This window comes from Agaribacterium sp. ZY112 (assembly GCF_041346925.1).
Taxonomy (GTDB): domain Bacteria; phylum Pseudomonadota; class Gammaproteobacteria; order Pseudomonadales; family Cellvibrionaceae; genus Agaribacterium.
In genome coordinates this window covers 1,724,901-1,744,718 of sequence record NZ_CP166840.1, presented here as the reverse complement: position 1 = coordinate 1,744,718, position 19,818 = coordinate 1,724,901, and the positions used below count along the sequence as shown (strand labels likewise).

Below are 19,818 nucleotides of genomic sequence, written 5' to 3'. Positions count from 1 at the left end.
CCGCCAACTATTTTTCTGGTCGACCATCTACAGAAGGATAAATGCTTTTAGATACCCAGATGTAATAACCATCACTATCCAACAAAAATATTCATATTTATCATTGAAAGGACCACTTACAACCTCAACCTTTAAAACTATATCCTGCCTACCTAAAACACCTTTAGCTTTAATATATTCAATATTTTCATCACTATAAGTCCACTTTTACCAGAGCACCTTCATACTCCAACTTCCCTAAAGCCTGAAGTCTCTTATCAAAAGTAAATACCTTAATCGACCATACTCAGTAGGGGCCTTAATATTTGCATCCCTTGTCAAACCATTTCAAGATTTACGATCGTCCTACAAATAATTTATAGGAATGCTCACCTTACCCCATTTTAATATCCCCCCTTAACTCCAGCTAATTCCTAATCACTAGAAATCAAGGAGCATAACTCTTTAGCCTTAAGAAAAAAAACATGGGCTTCTTTGACTTTATCTATCCAATTTATTGGCAAAGCCCTTTCCCCATAATAAGCACCGGCTAATTGCCCATATACGGCACCTGTGGTGTCAGCGTCCTCTCCAAGATTAACCGCCATTAAAGCGCCCTCTTCAAAAGAGTGGCTATTCTCAAAGGCCCATAAAGCTGCTTCTAATGTATGTAGAACATAACCACTAGCACGAATATCCTTCGCTTTTTTGGCCTTATAGCTACCAGATGTAACAAGCAAATTAATTGACTCGCATAAAGGATTTTTGTTCCAGTACCCAGTTTCGGGCGAATAAAGTCCATTAAGGAGAACACTCTTTTCGACACCATGTAAGCCCCCCCAAATTAAAGCGCCGTAATATCTACACGCGTCAACGGCCTCAGTTGCACCATGAGTTGTTAATGAGCTTTTTCCTGATAACTCAACAGCTTTAGAGAAATCATTAAAATAGCGTATTGGCACTGGTGCAAGTCGCATTAGGGAGCCATTTCCTGCAGACATTGGTGACGTATCACCAGAAATAGGGTCTCCAGTCTGACGATACCGATCTAATGCGGCACTTACAGTATTGCCTATATCAAAACAGTGACCATTAACACTGAAAACACCATCTTCACGCCAACGGCAATAAAGCTCTATTTGATCAGACAGATCGAAAGAATTAGTCCTTACTAAACTATGAGCAAGGCAGTACATCATACTGGTATCATCTGTCCACTCCCCAGCCTTTAAACCGAACGGTCCTCCACCAACAATGTCATCTATAGGCGTGAAAGCTCCCGGCTGAGTAAACTCTAGTGTAGTCCCAAGCGCATCACCTAGAGCACAGCCAATGAGCGCCCCCCTTATTCGATTTTCGCTCTCCGAAGCTATAGCTTCTTGAGGAAGCTTTTCAAACTCAACTTCACTCACAATATTTCTTGATACCGCTCGACGGAGCCCCATATATTCCGTAAACCATTCCGTTTTAGTAGGCTCGGTTGAGCCACTTAACCTACTAGTTGCATGCGGGAAGGTCAGGCCTTCAGATTCCAGCTTTTTTAGTTTTATTAACTTTGCAATACTGTTTGATTTCTTTGTACTACTCATACTTATATTTCTTCAAGCTCAATATAGATATGACCATCGACATTCTCTCGGCTTACCACCCGGAATTTCGTTTGGATCAGATTACGTAGCATACCAAGCCCATCCAGATATACAGCCATATAACTTGATGACCAAACGATCTGACCTGTATTACCTGTCATTATTGAGGCATGCCTTAATGATCAAGACGGTAATGGTAGATCTCACTACCCTGTACCCGGGCCAGAGAGTTAAATCTATTACGTTCGGAGCTATATCTTTTTAGAGCTAATCACCGGCCCAAATAAAACAGCCTGCGCCAACGCTGCCGCTTTTGCTGATACGCCCACCTAACAAGTCTTTCTTTTATGTGCTGCGCTGGCCGTTCTTTTCTATGGCTGCGAGTTGATTGTCGCGTTGTAGTGACAGCTGGTTTCTAGCTTGCCTTCTTTGCTGATCAAGCTGCCGGAGAGGTCGAAGTAGAAACGCTCTGGATCAGTAGCCTCAACTCGCTCTATTAAGTTGACTAAGTCGTAGACATAACGGGTGTGTTCATCACCGTTTTAAAGTCGCTTAAGCAGCCGAATTTATCATAGCCGTAACTGTGCTGAACGGAACCGGTCCGCAGAGGAAGGGATTGTTAAAGAATGTAATGATCGGCATTAACGGGGAGGTAATCGCCGATCTAAAATCAGGTTATGCCCAAAGACTTTCAAAAAAATTATATTTCAAGGACTCTGACCCCTTGATTAGCCCCCTTGATTAGACACGGCAGTTTCCCACGGTACTTGAGTACCGTGTCTAATTTCATTTTCACCGAGCAATTAACAAAGTATTGATTAATGGAACGACAACACACAACCAAGTTGTCGTCACCATCACTGCCACCTAATGATTTTGCAATAACATAATCCTGAGTGGCATCAGAAAGTGCTAACGGTTCTCGGCAGTAAAAACACACACCGCCCTGCAAAAATAATCGTCGTTTAGTTGCCGATGCGTTTTTAGCCATACTCTGCTCCCATAATATGCATAACACTTTAGGAAACAAAATGTATAGCTGCCACTTAATCTGCCTGTGCGGCAGTACATCCCTTGATTGTCATTAATCTGCGTATTGCTTTTTTTCTAAGCTGCCTGTGCAGCACAGTGAACAAATTTAAAAAGGTGTTGGACTGCTCCCAACGTGCTCACCACTTGGCAGGTGACGCGAACGCTTTTGGCAATTATGCAGATTTCGGCAACATGCGAGCGTCCTTGCAATACGATGATTCTGACTACTCTACAGAATCACCCGTGCATCCTTTCAACCTCAAGTTGATTTATTTTAAGCATAAAAAAGCCTCGATCGGAGGCTTATTTAAAACATAATTATTTATCGATTCCTTTACAGCCGCTAAGTTATTCAATAACAACGGCCCTATTGATTTAACTAGCGATAAATGTTGATGTACTTTCCAAGAGGCTGTGACTCACTTTCAAGCTCGTATTGCTCAATATCTCTCCATTGGTTCCCTACATCATCGTCTACAGGACAAAAAAGTAAACTAACACCAAGCTTTGCTTTAAGATTTCTATTAATACCTCTGTATTGATAACCTCGCTTTTCTGGGATATTAAATGATTCAATTAATTCGCCAGAAAGCGAATATCTCAAAATTTCATCCTCAGAATAAAGACTAAAAAATACGCTTTCATTGTCTTCAACATAAACGTGCCGCGCTATAACAGAGAAGCTTATTGTTACTTCTTTGTTTTCATAAATCCATGAGAAGGCTGTGCTCGCATTTCTTCCCTCACCCTTTTTTTTAACCTTAATGTCAATCATTTTTCTTTACCCAATTTCTTTTTCCCTGCCACTTCCAGATAAGGGTCATCAGTAAAATCATTGAATTCGTTGGGCCGAGCATTAGCCCAACTTGTGCCTTGATCTTTGAATGTGATCTGTGTCCCACCACCCGCTACGTAGGTACTTCCATCAATTTGTGGACCAACAGGACCTTCGTATACATCAAAGGGCTTTTTAACGCGGTATGTCACCACATTATCAAGAGTCGACTTCCACTCTTTTTTTATCGCTAACTTTTGCCGACCATATTCAGGGCTAGCAATATCGTCAAACGTTGCAAACCTTCCTGGCATATCATCGGCACCTTCATCAACAATCATATTGAAAGTTTCACCAACCTTCATAGTTCGAACATGGGAAGTATGGTCGTACCCAATAGGCCAAGGCGATTGCTGCTCTTTTAAATCTTTATAAGCTTTAGAGGCTTCAGATACAGTGGCAAATTGCCCCTTATGATCCTTCTGGAATTCGTTCCATGTATTCTCCTTACATTTCAGCCCAAGCGGATCAATCCATGAGGTAGGATTAGGCGCATACTGATAGCCGTTAGTTCCACCCAATAACCCTATCGGATCTTGTGTCGTAAACTGGCCTACACTCGGGTCGAAATATCTGTGTCGGTTATAGTGAAGTCCAGTCTCTTCATCAAAATACTGGCCCTGAAAGCGCAGGTTATTTTCAACATTATTCACGTCATTGAGCGCGAGATTACCGTAGGCCTTATAGCTTGATGACCAAACAATCTGACCGGTATTATCGGTCATCTCTTGAGGCGTACCTAAATGATCAAGATGGTAGTGGTAGATCTCGCCGTCTTGTATCTGGGCCAGAGGTTTAAAACTATTAGGTTCGTAAAGGTATATCTTTTCATTACTCGCACGTGCCTCACTCAGGAGAACATCACCATTCCAAAGGAATTCTGTTTTACCAAAGCTATCCTCTTTACTAATACGGCGGCCAAGCGCATCGTAGCTGTAACGAGTTACTTGCTTACCATCATCCACGCGCACTAATTGATTTTGAGCGTTGTAGGTATAGCGTGTCTCTAAAGCACCATGCTTACCACGATTTTCACGTATTAAATTACCCGCATCGTCGTAGGTAAATTTACGATCGCCTTGGAACTGTAAGCGGTTTCCTTTAACTTGAGCAGAAGCGCCTTGTGATTTTTCACTGCCACTGGAACTGGAACTGGAACTGTTTGAAAGTAAGTTTCCTGCTGGATCAAAATCAAATTGCTCATCGCTAAAACCACTAACCGCCTTTAACTGGTTTAAAGCATCATATTGATAATGCGTACTACCTTTACGGAAATCATCAACTAAAGCTAAATTTCCCGCATCATCGTAAGCATAATCTCGACTAATAAGCTGATGTTTGCCCGACTGGGTAGTCACTTGATGACTACTTAAGCGCCCCATTGGGTCATAGTCAAAATGGCTGGCACTTGCCCCCTGAAAGCGCTGTAACTCTCGCCCCCAAGCATCGCGATCAATATCCACCACGCGCTGACCGTCAAAACTCATACCACTCCAGCGGTTGTGGTTATCGTATTGATAGGCAATCTCTTGGCCAGCCGGTAAGGTGGTTTGTGTGCGCTGTTTTAATGCATTGTAGTTATGACTTAGTGGCTGATCATCTTGCCGCTCACAGCTAAGTAAGCCTGCCGCCGTGTACTCGAAACTCAACTGACGAGCATTGTTGTTTGCGGCTAATAACTGGCCTACCTTCGAATAACTAAAGAACGACGTTTCACCATCCGGACAACGTTTTTCCAGTAAACGCCCTAGTGCATCGCGCTTAAACTGCGTGGTGTAGTTAGCTGCTGTTAGGCTATCTGGGTGACTGCCTTCAACATGAGCAACTAAATGGCCTTGAGAGTTATAACGATAGTGCTGGGTACGCCCATCAAACCCTACTTCTTTGACCAACCGCTCATTACGATCGTATTCAAGTTGATACTTTTCACCGTTTTGGTTGATCAAACCAATCAGATTGCGCTCTTTATCGTACTGATATTTAAAATGCTGGCCAGCTGGATCAATTTTTTCGCGAACCTGCGACAAACCATCGTAGCGATATTGTGTTGTCCGCCCAGCAGTATCCGTAACGGATATTAACTGATCATTCGCGTTATAAGCCATGACCTGCTGCTTGCCATCGGGAAAGGTTACTTGAGTAACATTACCACTGACATCATAGTCGTAGCGTGTGATACGAGCATGGGCAGCCTCAGCCTGAGAGTCGAAGTTAGTATCGAATTCAGCTACCTGCTCAATCTGATCCCGCGCGTTATAGCTAAAGTGGCGGCTCAATTCTCGACTTTGCTCTACAAGCAATCGATCTTGCTCATCCCAAGTCAATTTAGTGACTTGTCCTGCGGGGTTGCGAATCTCAGTAATTAAACCCTGTGCATTGTAAGTGTAATGAGTGCTCAAACCATCTGGGTTTGTAATCTGGCGTATTAAACCATTATCGTAATAATCACGCGTCCAACGATTACCATCGCCATCGATCAGAACTATTGGTCGATCACCTTGATATTCTATTTGGTGGCCACCACCTAACGGGTCCCTATAACGAGTCAGCTGACCAAACTCATTGTATTCATAACGATGTTGCACGCCCGAGGGCTCGGTTTTAACAAGTAAATTACCTACATCATCAAACTGAAATTGGCTAACGCCTCCTTCAGGGTCCACAATTTTAGTGACCTTGGCATTATCATCATAATGAAACTCTTTAATACCGCCATTACTATCAATTGCACGACTTACCCTTTGAGTGTCATCCCACTCAAAGCGATAGCTATAAATATCATTATCACCCCACTGACGCGTACAACGTGCCAGCGGGCTGTACTCATCCCACTCGAAATAAAAGTTAAAGCCTGTTTTCAGAGTGCGCTGAGTGATGACATGATTTCGGTATTGATACTGTTCCCCTTTACCACCAGCGTCTTCACATGCAATTAAATCTTGAGTGAAGTCGTAGTGATATTTAACCTCTAAAGTACGCGTTCCATCGACAGCAATCTTATCAATCTGAGTAATAAGGCTATCTGCCCAACTCAACTCTAACGCTTGACCTGCACTACTTTGGATGCGACGTAGCTGCGCATCTTCAGAATAATGGAAATCCAAACGGTTGTTACTAGCATCAATCAGGGCTGTTAATTGATAATCCGTCTCTGCAGAGAAAATTCGAACCGCTTTACCTGGCGCCTCAATAGCATACGTTGTGGCATCAAGGTAACGCAGCGTCAGTTTTTCAACTTTATTTAACGACGCTTGCTGTAACTTGGGCCGCTCAAAGGGAATATTTCGGCCTTCGCTATCGACAAAACGAACCTGTTCATTTGTTATGAACAGACGCTCACTAAGCGGATGACTCCAACCATAACCAAGCCCACGATTAGCTGTACTGGTTGAACGATAAATTCGCCTCCATGTTAATGGCAGTGGCGCGCGGAAGGTAAAATCGGTGAGCTCTAGTAGTTCCTCACCAGTAACCATGTTGATGGGCTCACCCTCAAGGCTAGATTTACTAGCCTCTTCAGATGGCTTACCGGTATCTGTTTTACCCACCTCTGATGCGGCAGGAGCTTCAGAATCACCCGAGACCGATGCGTCATCTGGCACGGTTGCGCCAGAAGTATTATTGGCTTTCGATACAGCCCCAGTCTCAGCCCCATGCGGATCAGTCTTCTTAGAACCGCCTTCAACTGTATCCAAATCCGTAAACTTAGGTGCCGAGCTATCGCCATCAATTTTGGCGTTGCGCTTTTTCGCACGCTTAGCAATTTTCTTAGTAGCTTCGGCAAACTCGGTAAGTAGTTTGCCAAGTTTTTTGAACTTGCCTAATAAGCGCGCTTTACTGCCAAGTGAAGCTACGGCTGCAGCACCACCGGTTACGGCCGCAAGAATAATGGTGAGGATTAATTCAAATACACCGCCGCCGGCTATTTCCGTGATTTCAATGGAGTGCTGGGCGTTGGCATAGTCGAGTGCAAATTTCTTTAAAATGCTTTGCAGTCCAGGGTCGTCCATGACTAACGTAGTCATAGCGATAGCTTCATCGACTTGCTTCATCGTGATTTGGGTTGGGTCAAAACCCAAGACCTCTACCAACTCACGCTTTTCTGCAGCTAGAACGGTTTCACCATACGTTTTAGCAAAATCATCCGACTGCCAAGCCGCAACAAGCGCTTGGCTTTGGCGATATCTGCGCATGACGGGGTTAACTACGTCATTAACGTCTTTTAGCCAAACGGCTAAACCCCAAGCTGCTTCGCCGATGCCCTTGCCTAAGGCAATACCATATTCTGCAGCAACACCTAGATTCGATTTAGCCGCCAGTTCACGTTCAATTTGCGCTGCTTGGGCTTGCTCTTGGGCAATGATGACCGCTAAGGTTTGGCGGATTTTGATTCGTAGCTCATTACGGGGGTCAGATACATCGGCGTCAATCGCTAAGGCTGAATCGAGCTTTTCGATCACTAAGTAGGACTGAGATAAAGCCGAACTTAAAGCGTCTTTAGGATTGCCAGAAAGGCCATTAACGGAGGAGTAAAAGTGGCTAAAAGCACCTATTATTTGTGGCTCACCAATACCGCCTAGTAGATTATCAGCCATCATGCAGCTACCAGCCACAAGATTTTCATCGTGTGGCAGCAATGGGCCTGCGCCAATGGAAATACGGTAGCGGTTACCGTCTTTATCTTCTAACTCGTAACTAGACATGTCCGTGTCTTAACTCTGTGTGATATTTGATGACATGGGCGGTTTCACTCGGTTGGAGCTGTGGCGTTTTGGCAGCCGAATACGCTCTCTTAGAAACAAAGCGAGATATTAGCACAGCTGGCACGCAACTAAGTGCACGCTTAGCATTACACGGCACGCCAATGTGAAGTGCCTCACGGGCGCTGCAGTCATCATTTAAAAAATACTCTTAAAATTTGCTTAAAGCACTTAACCCACCATGCCATGAGCTAAGCATGTGAGAGAGCTAGCTAGCGATTTAACTCCCGCACCAAACGAAAGCCAGTTAACTCATCCGCTTTGCCGCTATGACTTTCAAGACTGGTATAACGGCAGTTATTAATAGGCGTCTTACGTGAACCTCCAGCCACTTTAAGCTGATCTCCCTGCATAACCCATTCACGCACATTGCCCGCAGCATTCATTAGGCCATAACTATTGGCTTCACCAACGGTCGTCTTATAGAGTTCCCCCCCTTTTTCTATACCACCGTATTTTAAGTGGCAGTTGCGGTTAGATGGCTCTGCCTCGCCTTTAGCCTTAGCCGAAAGTAACCACTCACTGCGACTAGGCAATCTATAGGTGTTACCTGTCATCTTAGTTAACCACTGCGCGTAGGCCTTCGCAAAAGCGAAGTCGACATTATGAACTGGCATGCTGTTACCGCTGTATTTACGGGCATCACACTTAGCTGTGGCCTGACAAAAAAGTGCCACGTCATTGTAAGAGGTTTCAAACTTTGCAATTGCAATTGGCTTGTCTGATGGAGAAGGCACCACGACCAACGATGGCCCTTTTTGGCCTCCAGGCAACCTATCCTGACAAGTATAACGACGACCTTTACCACCTGTACCCGGTTTTAAGTGGGAGCAATAATCTACTTTTAAACTTTTTAGTGCGACTTGCTCTGGCAATAATAAGCGAGACTGTTGAAGTACTTTTTCTGCAGAGTAAGGGCTTTTAAGCGCTAAGCGGTTAAAGCAGGTGACCAACTCTCCCGCTACGGCTTCTCGCAACTGGGGCGCACGAGCGCTGTCGAGCCTTTCTAGAGCCCCCAAATGGGTGGCGACAGCTCCGGCAACATCAACACCAGAACGACAACGTAATGCTTTTTCCAAAGCCGTTAATTCATTGTCGATACTCTGCTCACGGCTCGCAGCCAAAGCAGCTTCACGCTTGCGGCGCTCTGCTGCAAGCCTATCGGCCTCTTCTTTTTCAGCGGCTAAGCGGGCATTTTCTTTACGCAAGCGCTCAGCTTCTTTTAACGATTCAACCCGCTCTTCAAGCACAGCAGCTTGCTCGGGAGAAGCCCCCCAAGAGATAGCGGCAGCCAGTACAGGGGCAACAGCATCTAGATCGTTATCCTCAATCAGTCGACCGGCCTTGTCTAAATAAAGCCTGCCAATACGATTCTTAACGCTTTTAGGGGTATCACCGTCAGCAGGCGCTAACTGACTGTAGCCATCAAGCACCTTGCTAACGTCTTGATCCCATTCAGGGGTCAAGGTTGCTAGCTTCACAAAACGCTCTAGCGTTGCTTTTTGGTTATCAATTTCAGCTGTTTTTAGCTTGTCGGCCATTTGCTGCTGCATTTCTGCTTTAAGCTCTTTCTCCGCCTCGGCTTGATCGCTATATAGCTCCATATACACCAAGCCTGCAGCCAAAAAGGCCACAACCGAACCCAAGAGTAACCACAGTAGAATTTTGGGCTTACCAAAAAAGGCCTCGTAAAACTCCTCAATGGTTTCGGTGCGCTGTTCACGTTTAAGCTCTAATGCTTTACTTAAGGCCTTCCATTGACGGCGCGATAAACCCTTCAGGCGCTTAGGTTTAAGCTTTTTATCAAAGGCCTGGTCGGCAGGCACCTTGCCATAAGGATGGCTGCCACAAAAAAGCTCATAGGCAACACAAGCGAGAGCAAACAGATCATCCGATGGCGATGGCTCTTTGCCTTTGAGCATTTCATAGCTGGCATAAGCGGGCGTTAACGCGCCTAACGTACCGGCATCAAAGACTGTTTTTTCACCCCCACTATGAGCAGCATTACCCTCTGACACAGCGCGAGCAATACCAAAATCAAAGACTTTAGCGCCTTTGCCTTCACCGCTTTTGCCCTCGGTGACAAAAATGTTTCCCGGTTTAAAATCCGAGTGAACAATATTGTGGGAATGGGCGTAAATCAGGGCGTTTGAGATCCCTTTAAGAATCGTCATCGCCTCTTCATTTTCTAGACCATGCGGGTATTCACGCAATAGGGCATCTAAAGGTGCCCCTTCAAGAAACTCCATGGTCATAAATACCATGTCGTTATCTCGGTCGAAATCGTGAGCCGTTACAATATTTGGGTGAGCGAGCGTTTGTGACTTACGTGACTCACGCTGTAAAGAGATAAATGCGTCGGGATGCTGACGAAAGTCATCGTTTAACAGTTTAACCGCAACATAAGGGTCGGAGTCACTGGCCTCAACTTTTCGCCGGTCTAGGGCTTTATACACCGCCCCCATGCCGCCCACACCAAGCAAAGACACCAGTTCAAAGCGACCTTTAATAACCTTGTTACCTGCCGCTGAAACATCTGAGTTAGCTTCTGGGTCGGTACTACCAAAACCTTGCGTAGGGGAACTAGCAACTTGCGTTGGCGCACCAAATTGAGCTCCGGCCTGGCCACTGTTTTGCTGAGTATGGTGCTGCCCTGTTTGTGAGGCCGTCGGGTTCGGCCTTGGTGCAAATACAGTCGCATCAGGGTTACTGGGCACGGCCGGCTGCTGTGGCGCCGTCGGCTGACGCGGAGCAAAGACAGTAGCGTCATCACCAGCACTTGCGGGTACGTGGCTAGGGTCTTGCGGCTGAGCCGCTGGAGGTGTTGGCGGCTTGTTATGCGCAAAAACGGTTTTATCGTCTGTGCTTTCAGGCTGTGTTTGTTTGGGGGAAAACTTGGTCTTATCATCCATTGGTGTAACCATAATGCAGCCTAAAAATTGACGGCTGGGTCCTTCTCTGCGTCGGGTTGCCAAAGTGTGATCTGGCAGCTTGTAAAATCTGCCGCCAATAGTATAGAAAGCGTTTCTGTCTCTCAAGAGATAACTTATTGAGTGACAACGGAATTTCACAAGACTCAAGACGACCTCTTTACCCCCTTACTAAAGCGCAAAAGACTGGCTAGAATGGTGCCCAACTGGGCCTGTCCCTATCGGTTACAACATTGGTAATGAAATGGATTTAATTCTTACGGTAATCAAAGACCCTAGCGGCGCCAACATGCTGAATCACACCAAAGTCTTTAAAGCTGCGGGTGGCACCATTGGCCGCGCCGACGGTAATGACTGGGTACTGCCCGATGCCGAGCGGGTTGTTTCATCAAAACATACAGCGATTCAATTTCAAGGCGGTCAGTTTTTATTGGCTGACACCAGCACAAATGGTACATACGTTAATGATGCTAGTGACCCTTTAGGGCCTGGTAAAAATCACCCCCTCGCTGATGGTGACATCATTGGCTGCGGCGATTATCAACTTAAGGTGACACTGAAAACGCCCGCTAAAGCAGATGATGGCCTCCCTAAAGGTTTGGGGGAAGTTGATTTTCTCGACAGCTCTGATCGCACGACCTTTAGCCCTGTCTTAGCGGCTAAACAGCAAGCTGCATCCGAAGCACAAGAGCTTGATAGCTGGCTAGATCCCGCCGCACCCTCGGCTCAAGCTCCGGCAAGCTCTAATAATGACTGGGGCTCGGTGACACCTTCTGCGGACCCTCTTGCCAGTGCTGCGCCTCAGGCCCCGAGTGCCGACCCTCTGACTGGCTTTCAGCAAAGCCCTGCACCGGCGGATTCGTTTTCCTCAGATCCACTCGCCGCTTTTGGTGGTGACCAACAAAGCCCCGCCAGCAGTGACCCACTTGCAGCCATGGATCAAGCAGCCGGTATTCAACCAAGCCAGACAGCTGGCTGGGCTGACGATGATGATTGGTGGAAAGAAGGCAGTGGTACCGATCACTCGCCAGCGAATCAGCACATGATGGATATCCCCAAGCCACAGGCTCCGGTTGAACCCACACCAGCACCGGTTATTCCTCAACCTGCGGCTCAAGTACCTCCGACACCCAGCCCAGGGGCCCACCCCGGCACAGCCCCTGCAGCACCGGCTTTTGCTCCGGCAGCACCTGTAACACCAGCACCACAAGCTGCCCAACCGATGGCGACACCAGAGGCTAATCCGTTTGCAGCATCTAGCGCTGGAGTTCAGCAGGCAAATGTAGATAGCGCATTGGGCATGCCAGGCGCCCCAGCTGATCCGGCAGGCCAGTTCGCACAGCCTTTAAGCCCACCGCCACAAGCGGGGGTTGAACCTGAATGGGGGCAAGCTCAGCAGACTCCTGCCCAGCAAGCACCTAATCCGGCCGTGCAAGCGGCAGCTATGCAGCAACAGCCTGCCGCAGCTCAAATGCCAAACCAAGCAACTACAGCTATGGCAGCCGCTGGCACCGACAGCGCCCAACTCGCAGCCTTACTAGGGCTTGATCAGATGCAAGCTCAGCAGTTGCAACAACTGGTTCCGGAAGCAGCTGGCATCATCAAAGAGACGACCAACCGCTTAATTGACTTATTACGAGCTCGCTCTGCCATTAAAAATGAGTTACGCGTTCAACGAACCGTCATCCAAACAGCAGATAATAACCCGCTTAAATTCTCTGTAACCGCTGAAGATGCCTTACGTGCTATGTTTAGCCCTGATCAAGCAGCTTTTATGCGCCCTCAGGATGCAGTGCAAGACAGCTTTGATGACTTGTCAGATCACCAAGTGGCAGTACTCAGTGGTATGCGTGCAGCGTATGACGCAATGTTTAAGCACTTTAAGCCAACTAACCTTGAGCGCTATATCAATGCGGGCTCTGGTTTGCTTGCTAGTAAAAAAGCCAAAAACTGGGAAGCTTACGAAAAATACTACGAAAGCATGATCCGCGATAGCGAAACCACCTACAACAAATTGTTTGGTGAAGAGTTTGCTGTTACCTACGAACAACAACTTTCAGAATTGAAAAACGCTCGCGCGCTCAGTAAATAGCGCGCGTGAGTTTAGGAACGCACGAATAATAAACCTAAGGATACCCTATGACTTTTTCACGACTGTTTAAATACTTCATTATTGTGACTGTTATCGCCTCTCTAGTAGCCTGTCAAACCACACGCAGAACCCTAAAGTTTGATACCAGTGCAGAGATTAATTTCAAAGCTCTGGAAAACATCAACCCCGATGATGATGGCCGCCCCTCGCCTGTGGTTGTACGTGTCTTTAAACTGACTGATAGCCGCCAGTTTAGCCGTGAAGATTTCCTCAATCTCTACGAAAACGCGGATGATCGCTTAGGTAAAGACCTTATCGACACCATCATTCTTAAAGAGTTGGCACCGGGTGAACTACGCACAGAAACCCTAGAGTTGAGTACCGATGTTAAGTACATTGGTTTACTGGCTGAATTTGTACGCTACCAAGATGCCGACGCAATTGTTTTATTACCGATTACTGATCACAAGAAAAACAGCTTTGATGTCACCTTAGATCGCACCGACATGCTCTCCGGTGACTACCCAATGAAAAAAACCAGCCAAACATCTTCTAGCGATAAAAGTGATGACGACTCTGGCCTAGATATGGACGATGCTCGCAAAGCCCAAAAAGACAAGAGCACCGTAGAAAAAGAACTCGATAGCTTTTAATAACAAATCCAACTTTTTATCGCATTCTAGCCGGGGCCAGCCTCGGCAATGACACAAGGACTTTTCATGTCATCCAACAATAAGGTTATCTGGACTGAGGGTATGTTTTTGCGCCCTCAGCACTTCCAACAACAAGACCGTTTTATCGAACGCCTAGTCGAAGCGCGTACAGGCTCTTTAGGCCGCTACCACTGGGGGATTCAAGAGTTGGCCATAGACAGTGAACCACTGTCGCTTGGAAAGATTTCCATCTCGAACATTAAGGCAGTTTTCCCCGATGGCACACCACTCTTAGCGCCAGAGTCTGAAAACTTACCAGATGTGCTGGATGTTCCGGAAAACACCCGCGATGAAATTATCTACCTATGTATTCCTTTAAAGCGCCCAGGCTCACAAGAATCCGTACGCGATCAGGAAGATTTCCCACAAGCTCGCTATCAAACTTATAACTTTGATGCGCGCAACAGTGCTTCCGCTTCTGGAGAGTCCGCACGTATTCAAATAGGTAAATTACGCGCTTGCTTAAAACTAGGCTCAGAGGATTTAAGCGGCTACGCCACAATCGGTATCGCGCGCATTTTCGAGCGCCAACCTGACAAGCCAGTGCAATTAGACAACACCTACATACCACCGGTATTACACTGTGAAGCCAACTCTGAAATTAGAGCCTATATAGAAGAAGTTAAAGGGCTAATGCAGCAACGCGGTGAAGCCTTAAGCCATCGCTTAAGTGATTCCGGCCGTTCAGGTTCAGCAGAAATTGCTGATTATATGCTGCTGCAAGTGATCAACCGCGTTGAGCCTATGATTCACCACTTGGCCAATTTGTCGAGCGTGCACCCACTAACGCTGTATTCAGAACTACTGCAATTATCTGGCGAGCTAGCCACCTTTACGAGCAGCAATAAACGACCGGCAGAAATCCCACCGTATTTGCATGAAAACCTGCAGCAAACTTATGCCGGTTTATTTAACTCCCTACGTCAATCCTTAAGTATGGTACTTGAGCAGTCAGCTACCTCGCTTGAGCTGGTTGAACGCAAATACGGTATTCATGTGGCACCGATTACCGATCCGTCACTCACAAAGAGCGCAAGTTTTGTTATTGCCGTTAAAGCCGATATTCAAAATGACCTATTGCGCAGCCGCTTCCCAACACAAGCCAAGATTGCACCGGTAGAAACTATTCGAGACTTGATCTCCACACAAATGCCAGGCCTACAAATGCGTGCACTGCCTGTCGCACCAAGACAAATTCCGTATCACGCAGGTTTTACTTACTTTGAAATTGATCGCAGTGGCGATTTGTGGACAGCCATGCAGCGCTCGGGCGGTTTCGCTGTGCACCTAGGCGCCGAGTTCCCAGGCTTAAATATGGAACTCTGGGCGATAAGGAACTGATATTATGAGCAATCAAAATAACGGCGGCTTTACGCCTCCCCCAGCACCAACCGGCGCCGATCGCACGGTTATGATTCCGACACCTGGTGGAGCTCGCTCTGGTGCAACTCCGCCACCACAGCAAGCACAACCAACACCTGCGGCTATGTTTCAGGCACAAGAGCAAATTGCACTGCGCCGCGGCCTCAACCCCTTGGTCAATTCTGCTGCTACTGTACTTACGGTGGTTATTAAGTTGCGTACCACGCTGAACCACGGCAACGTACCCGACCTACATAAGCGCTTAACCGATGAATTAAAAGCCTTTGAGTCAAAAGCCAAAAATTCTGGCGCAGCCCCTGAAACCGTTGTTACTGCACGCTACCTTTTATGCGCAGTTATTGATGAGGTTGTCTTAAATACCCCGTGGGGAACCGCTAGCGGTTGGAGCCAACACTCATTGTTGAGCCTTTTTCACCAAGAAACCTTTGGCGGTGAGAAGTGTTTTGTCATTCTTCAGCGCATGCTTGAAACACCGGGATCTCACCTAGATATTCTTGAACTCTTCTATTTGTGCTTAAGCCTAGGCTTTGAAGGTAAATATCGCTTAGAGCAGCGCGGACATGAGCAACTCGAACAAATACGCGACAACCTTTATCAAACGATTGAGAACCACAGGCCCAGTCGTGAACCCGACCTATCTCCTCACTGGCAAGGTAGTGTCGACCCCAATAGCAGCATGATGAATTACATACCGATGTGGGTATTTGCCAGTGTTGTACTAGCAATTTTGGTACTGAGCTATTCCGGCTTCCGCTATTGGCTATACGACGCCACCAGCCCTATGGCCGAAAAGATTTCGGAACAAATATCCGAACCCGTCGCGCAAGAGCAAAGTGTTGAAGCTGTCGAAAGCCCTGCAGACACCAAAACTGAAATCAAACGCTTTTACTAAAAAGTACGCGGGCCTTTGGCCACACAACAGAATTGATTATGCCGAGGTTTCGGCATTACGGAGATTTACATGAAGCGACTGCTTGAGTTTTTCACCAACAAGTGGGTCCTTGGAGTGATAGGCCTAAGCGCCTTATCACTGCTAATTTGGTTTGGTGCTGGTTATATTAAATTTGGTGCCGACAATACAACTCTCAGCGAATTAACCCGAGGCATTATCATCGGTGTTATCTGGGCAATTTGGCTGACTTGGAACTTAAGTCAATGGCTGGTTGAGCGCAAACAAAATCGCGAGCTATTAAAAGATTTAGAAGAAGCCCAAGAAGCAAGCAACCCCGATGAAGAGCGCAGTAAAGAAGAACTAGCTGCTATTAGCCAACGTTTTCGCGAGGCAATGAGCACACTTAAAAAATCTCGCTTTAAAGCACGTGGCGGCAGCAAAAGCCTCTATCAATTACCTTGGTACATTATTATTGGCCCACCGGGCTCAGGTAAAACCACAGCTCTAGTTAATTCAGGTCTAGAATTTCCACTTGCGCAAAGCCACGGTAAAGAAGCGCTCGGTGGTGTTGGCGGCACACGTAACTGCGATTGGTGGTTCACCAATGACGCGGTACTGATTGATACCGCCGGACGCTATACAACCCAAGACAGCCACCGTGTTATCGATAACTCCGCTTGGAATGCCTTTTTAAGCCTATTAAAGAAATACCGCCGTCGCCGCCCAATTAACGGGGCCATTATCGCCATTAGTTTACAAGATTTAATGGTACAAACCGCAGAGCAGCGTTTACACCAAGCCAAAACCTTGCGTACCCGTATCAACGAATTACAAAAAGAGCTGGGTATTCGCTTTCCTATTTATTTAAACTTTACCAAATGTGATTTGGTTGCAGGTTTTAGCGAGTTTTTTGCAAACTTGTCACAAGCTGAACGCGAGCAAGTCTGGGGCGTTAGCTTCCCAACTGAAAGCAGCCCGCAAGCTGGGGCCGACATTGACAGTTTTGCCGCCGAGTTTGATCAATTAGTCGAACGCTTAAATCAGCGCCTGCTTTGGCGTGTTCACCAAGAGCGCAATATTGAAAAACGCTCTGTACTGCAAAGCTTTCCTGCGCGCATGGAAGGCCTTGCCGACATTATTACCGACTTTGTAAACCAAACCTTTAAGCCCAATCGCTACGACACCGTGCCAATGGTACGCGGCGTTTATTTTAGTAGTGCCACCCAAGAAGGTAGCCCTATCGATCGCATGATGGCTCAAGTAAGTGCCAATTTTGGCCTTGAACGAGATATGGGCAAGCAACAGCACAACAGCGGTAAGAGTTTCTTTATCTCGCGCTTATTAAAAGACGTTATCTTTCCTGAGTCCGAACTTGTTGGGGTAAACAGAAAGATCGAACGCGCCACCATTTGGTTCCGCCGTATTGCCTTTGCTGGTTTTGCCAGCGCCTTAGTCGGCAGCATTCTTTTATGGAGCGGCAGTGTTGCGCAAAATAAAATATTTATGAGTGATGTCGATGACAACCTGACTGAATTTATGCTGGCCGAGCAAGCCTTTAATACCAACAGCTCAAACCCTGCTGAAGTATTAACTGTGCTCAACCCTCTACATCAAGCCAGCCTTGTTTACGACCAAGAAGATCACCCTCTACTTAACAACTTAGGCCTTTACGATGGTCGTGTTGATATAGCCAGCGACCAACTTTACCGAGATAAACTTAATACGGTTTTCTTGCCTTCATTAATTAGTACCATCGAGCAACACCTAAATACCCTCACCGTTAAAGATGCCGCCTTATTACCCATTTTTAAAATGTATTTAATGTTGTTTGACGAGCAAAAACTCGATTATCAAATGATTCGTTCTTACGCTCAAACTCGCTGGCAAGATGAACTACCAGGCCGAGCAAGTGAGCAAGAGCAACTGTTAATGCATTTGGATAACTTATTCCAGCAGCCATTTACTCAAGCCATTGAGCCTAATGAACGTGTCGTATCTCGCGCTCGCCAGCAGTTGCGTCGTATTCCTGTGGCTCAGCGTCTATATACGCAACTAAAAAGCTCGGGTAATAACGCCCAAATCGTCGACCTTTACAATGAAATTGGCGGCGACATGCGTCAAGCCTTTGGCCTTGCCGAAAACTCACCCGTCTTCTCTATGCCCTACCTATTCACAAAGGCTGGCTATAAAGAAACCGACTTTAGCGCCAACTCTGACTTAATGGAGCAAATGGCTAAAGACCGCTGGATTTACGGTGACGACATGACCGGCGAAGACTTCTCCGAAGCCGACAGAGAAAAACTCAGTAAAGAAATTGAGCAAATTTATTTAAATGAGTACGCCAAGCGCTGGCAAGACTTTATCGATAGTTTCACTGTTGTGAAGTTTACGAGCACCTCACAAGCACTGAATTTATTGCAGCAATTATCTGACCCGATTTATTCGCCTCTATTAGCAGTGAGCGAATTAACCGCTAATAACACCCAGCTAACGCCACAAGTTAATTTAAACGTAAATACCAGTGGTGTACGTGCACCAGTTAGCAGTACCACGCGTAAAGCGGCTGGTGCACTTGCTGATGCAGCTAGCTCGGCAATGGGTGAGCACTTTCAACCGAACGTGGTTGATCTTCGCTTCCAAGATATTCAGCGCATGGTCACCAGCGTACAAGGTCGCCCAGCTCAGCTTCAAGACTATTTAAGCAGCATTCAAACCCTGCATGAATATCTGACAGAAATAGACAGTGCGCCCAATGCCAACGAAGCCGCTTTTAAATCGGCTAAAGCGCGTTTCTCTGGTGCCGGTGGTGACGCCATTAAACAACTGCGCATTAAAAGCATCAACGCACCCGACGTAGTGAAAGACTGGCTGACAGACTTAGCGGATAATACTTGGGGGCTGGTTATGGCCAAAACCAAGCGCCACGTCGATGCCGCTTGGCGTGATCAGGTCTATGCAAACTACCAAAGTAATTTATATAACCGTTATCCGATGACAGCCGGTCGTGATACCGAGACCCCTGTGATGGCATTTAATGACTACTTTAAAGCCGGTGGTATTGAACAAGCCTTTGTTTCTGCTTACCTGAAGCCATTTATGGATACACGTCGCTGGAAAGTAAAATCATTTGAAGGCCAAAGCCTACCTATTAAGCAATCAACACTGACTCAATTACGTAGAGCCACCAATATTCGTAGTGCCTATTTTAGTGTTGGCGACGGAGTAGCGATCAAATTCCGCATAGAACCAACCAAGCTAGATTCGAGTGTGAGATTATTTGCGCTGGAAGTGGGTGAAACACGAGTGCCTTATTCCCACGGCCCACGAACCCAGAAAAATGTCACTTGGACAGGCGGCGAAGACAACCGTGTTCGCATTATCTTTGAAGATTTAAATGAAACCATGAACCGTCGCCAATACGAAGGTGATTGGGCTTGGTTACGTCTATTAGATAATTCACAATTGAGCAACACCAACAACAATAATGTTCGTAAAGTTGTCTTTAATGAAAATGGTCGCTCTGCCGAATTCAAGCTATATGCCAGCAGCAGTGTGAACCCATTTGACCTCGGTTTATTACGTAACTACCGTTGCCCTCAAGGCTTGTAAGGCT

10 protein-coding genes are annotated in these 19,818 nt (G+C 46.5%); 5 read left to right on the top strand and 5 right to left on the bottom strand.

Annotated elements, in window-relative coordinates; translation table 11 throughout:
- Positions 1 to 413: 413 nt before the first annotated feature.
- The 5 genes from AB1S55_RS07595 to AB1S55_RS07575 form a co-directional block, all read right to left on the bottom strand.
- On the bottom strand, positions 414 to 1,568 hold the full coding sequence (locus AB1S55_RS07595) for an ADP-ribosylglycohydrolase family protein (RefSeq protein WP_370981207.1): 1,155 nt from the start codon (positions 1,566 to 1,568) through the stop codon (positions 414 to 416).
- A gap of 700 nt (positions 1,569 to 2,268) precedes the next feature.
- Positions 2,269 to 2,559, bottom strand: a complete 291-nt coding sequence (locus AB1S55_RS07590; protein ID WP_370981206.1) for an HNH endonuclease — start codon at positions 2,557 to 2,559, stop codon at positions 2,269 to 2,271.
- Between the two features lie 420 nt (positions 2,560 to 2,979).
- Positions 2,980 to 3,375 carry a hypothetical protein gene (locus tag AB1S55_RS07585; RefSeq protein WP_370981205.1) on the bottom strand — a complete coding sequence of 132 codons (396 nt, stop codon included), beginning with the start codon at positions 3,373 to 3,375 and terminating at the stop codon, positions 2,980 to 2,982.
- Positions 3,372 to 8,138 carry an RHS repeat-associated core domain-containing protein gene (locus tag AB1S55_RS07580; protein WP_370981204.1) on the bottom strand — a complete coding sequence of 1,589 codons (4,767 nt, stop codon included), beginning with the start codon at positions 8,136 to 8,138 and terminating at the stop codon, positions 3,372 to 3,374. The genes AB1S55_RS07585 and AB1S55_RS07580 overlap by 4 nt, the downstream gene beginning before the upstream one ends.
- A gap of 269 nt (positions 8,139 to 8,407) precedes the next feature.
- Positions 8,408 to 11,107: a protein kinase gene (locus AB1S55_RS07575; protein ID WP_370981203.1), complete on the bottom strand. Its 2,700-nt coding sequence runs from the start codon at positions 11,105 to 11,107 to the stop codon at positions 8,408 to 8,410.
- Positions 11,108 to 11,369: 262 nt separating this feature from the next.
- Between AB1S55_RS07575 and tagH the strand changes: the two genes are divergently transcribed.
- The 5 genes from tagH (at position 11,370) to tssM (ending at position 19,814) form a co-directional block, all read left to right on the top strand.
- Positions 11,370 to 13,217 carry a type VI secretion system-associated FHA domain protein TagH gene (gene tagH / locus AB1S55_RS07570; RefSeq protein WP_370981202.1) on the top strand — a complete coding sequence of 616 codons (1,848 nt, stop codon included), beginning with the start codon at positions 11,370 to 11,372 and terminating at the stop codon, positions 13,215 to 13,217.
- Positions 13,218 to 13,264: 47 nt separating this feature from the next.
- Positions 13,265 to 13,870 carry a type VI secretion system lipoprotein TssJ gene (gene tssJ / locus AB1S55_RS07565; protein ID WP_370981201.1) on the top strand — a complete coding sequence of 202 codons (606 nt, stop codon included), beginning with the start codon at positions 13,265 to 13,267 and terminating at the stop codon, positions 13,868 to 13,870.
- A gap of 66 nt (positions 13,871 to 13,936) precedes the next feature.
- Positions 13,937 to 15,271, top strand: coding sequence for a type VI secretion system baseplate subunit TssK (tssK, locus tag AB1S55_RS07560; RefSeq protein WP_370981200.1), 1,335 nt, complete (start codon positions 13,937 to 13,939; stop codon positions 15,269 to 15,271).
- Positions 15,272 to 15,275: 4 nt separating this feature from the next.
- Positions 15,276 to 16,205 (top strand): type IVB secretion system protein IcmH/DotU, encoded by a 930-nt coding sequence (gene icmH, locus AB1S55_RS07555; protein WP_370981199.1) that lies wholly within the window; start codon positions 15,276 to 15,278, stop codon positions 16,203 to 16,205.
- Between the two features lie 69 nt (positions 16,206 to 16,274).
- Positions 16,275 to 19,814 carry a type VI secretion system membrane subunit TssM gene (gene tssM / locus AB1S55_RS07550; protein ID WP_370981198.1) on the top strand — a complete coding sequence of 1,180 codons (3,540 nt, stop codon included), beginning with the start codon at positions 16,275 to 16,277 and terminating at the stop codon, positions 19,812 to 19,814.
- The last annotated feature ends 4 nt before the right edge of the window (positions 19,815 to 19,818 follow it).

Bases quoted from the DNA above. Each gene is read 5' to 3' on its own strand.
- AB1S55_RS07595 (WP_370981207.1), bottom strand. From the start codon at position 1,568: ATGAGTAGTACAAAGAAATCAAACAGTATTGCAAAGTTAATAAAACTA.
- AB1S55_RS07590 (WP_370981206.1), bottom strand. From the start codon at position 2,559: ATGGCTAAAAACGCATCGGCAACTAAACGACGATTATTTTTGCAGGGC.
- AB1S55_RS07585 (WP_370981205.1), bottom strand. From the start codon at position 3,375: ATGATTGACATTAAGGTTAAAAAAAAGGGTGAGGGAAGAAATGCGAGC.
- AB1S55_RS07580 (WP_370981204.1), bottom strand. From the start codon at position 8,138: ATGTCTAGTTACGAGTTAGAAGATAAAGACGGTAACCGCTACCGTATT.
- AB1S55_RS07575 (WP_370981203.1), bottom strand. From the start codon at position 11,107: ATGGATGATAAGACCAAGTTTTCCCCCAAACAAACACAGCCTGAAAGC.
- tagH (WP_370981202.1), top strand. From the start codon at position 11,370: ATGGATTTAATTCTTACGGTAATCAAAGACCCTAGCGGCGCCAACATG.
- tssJ (WP_370981201.1), top strand. From the start codon at position 13,265: ATGACTTTTTCACGACTGTTTAAATACTTCATTATTGTGACTGTTATC.
- tssK (WP_370981200.1), top strand. From the start codon at position 13,937: ATGTCATCCAACAATAAGGTTATCTGGACTGAGGGTATGTTTTTGCGC.
- icmH (WP_370981199.1), top strand. From the start codon at position 15,276: ATGAGCAATCAAAATAACGGCGGCTTTACGCCTCCCCCAGCACCAACC.
- tssM (WP_370981198.1), top strand. From the start codon at position 16,275: ATGAAGCGACTGCTTGAGTTTTTCACCAACAAGTGGGTCCTTGGAGTG.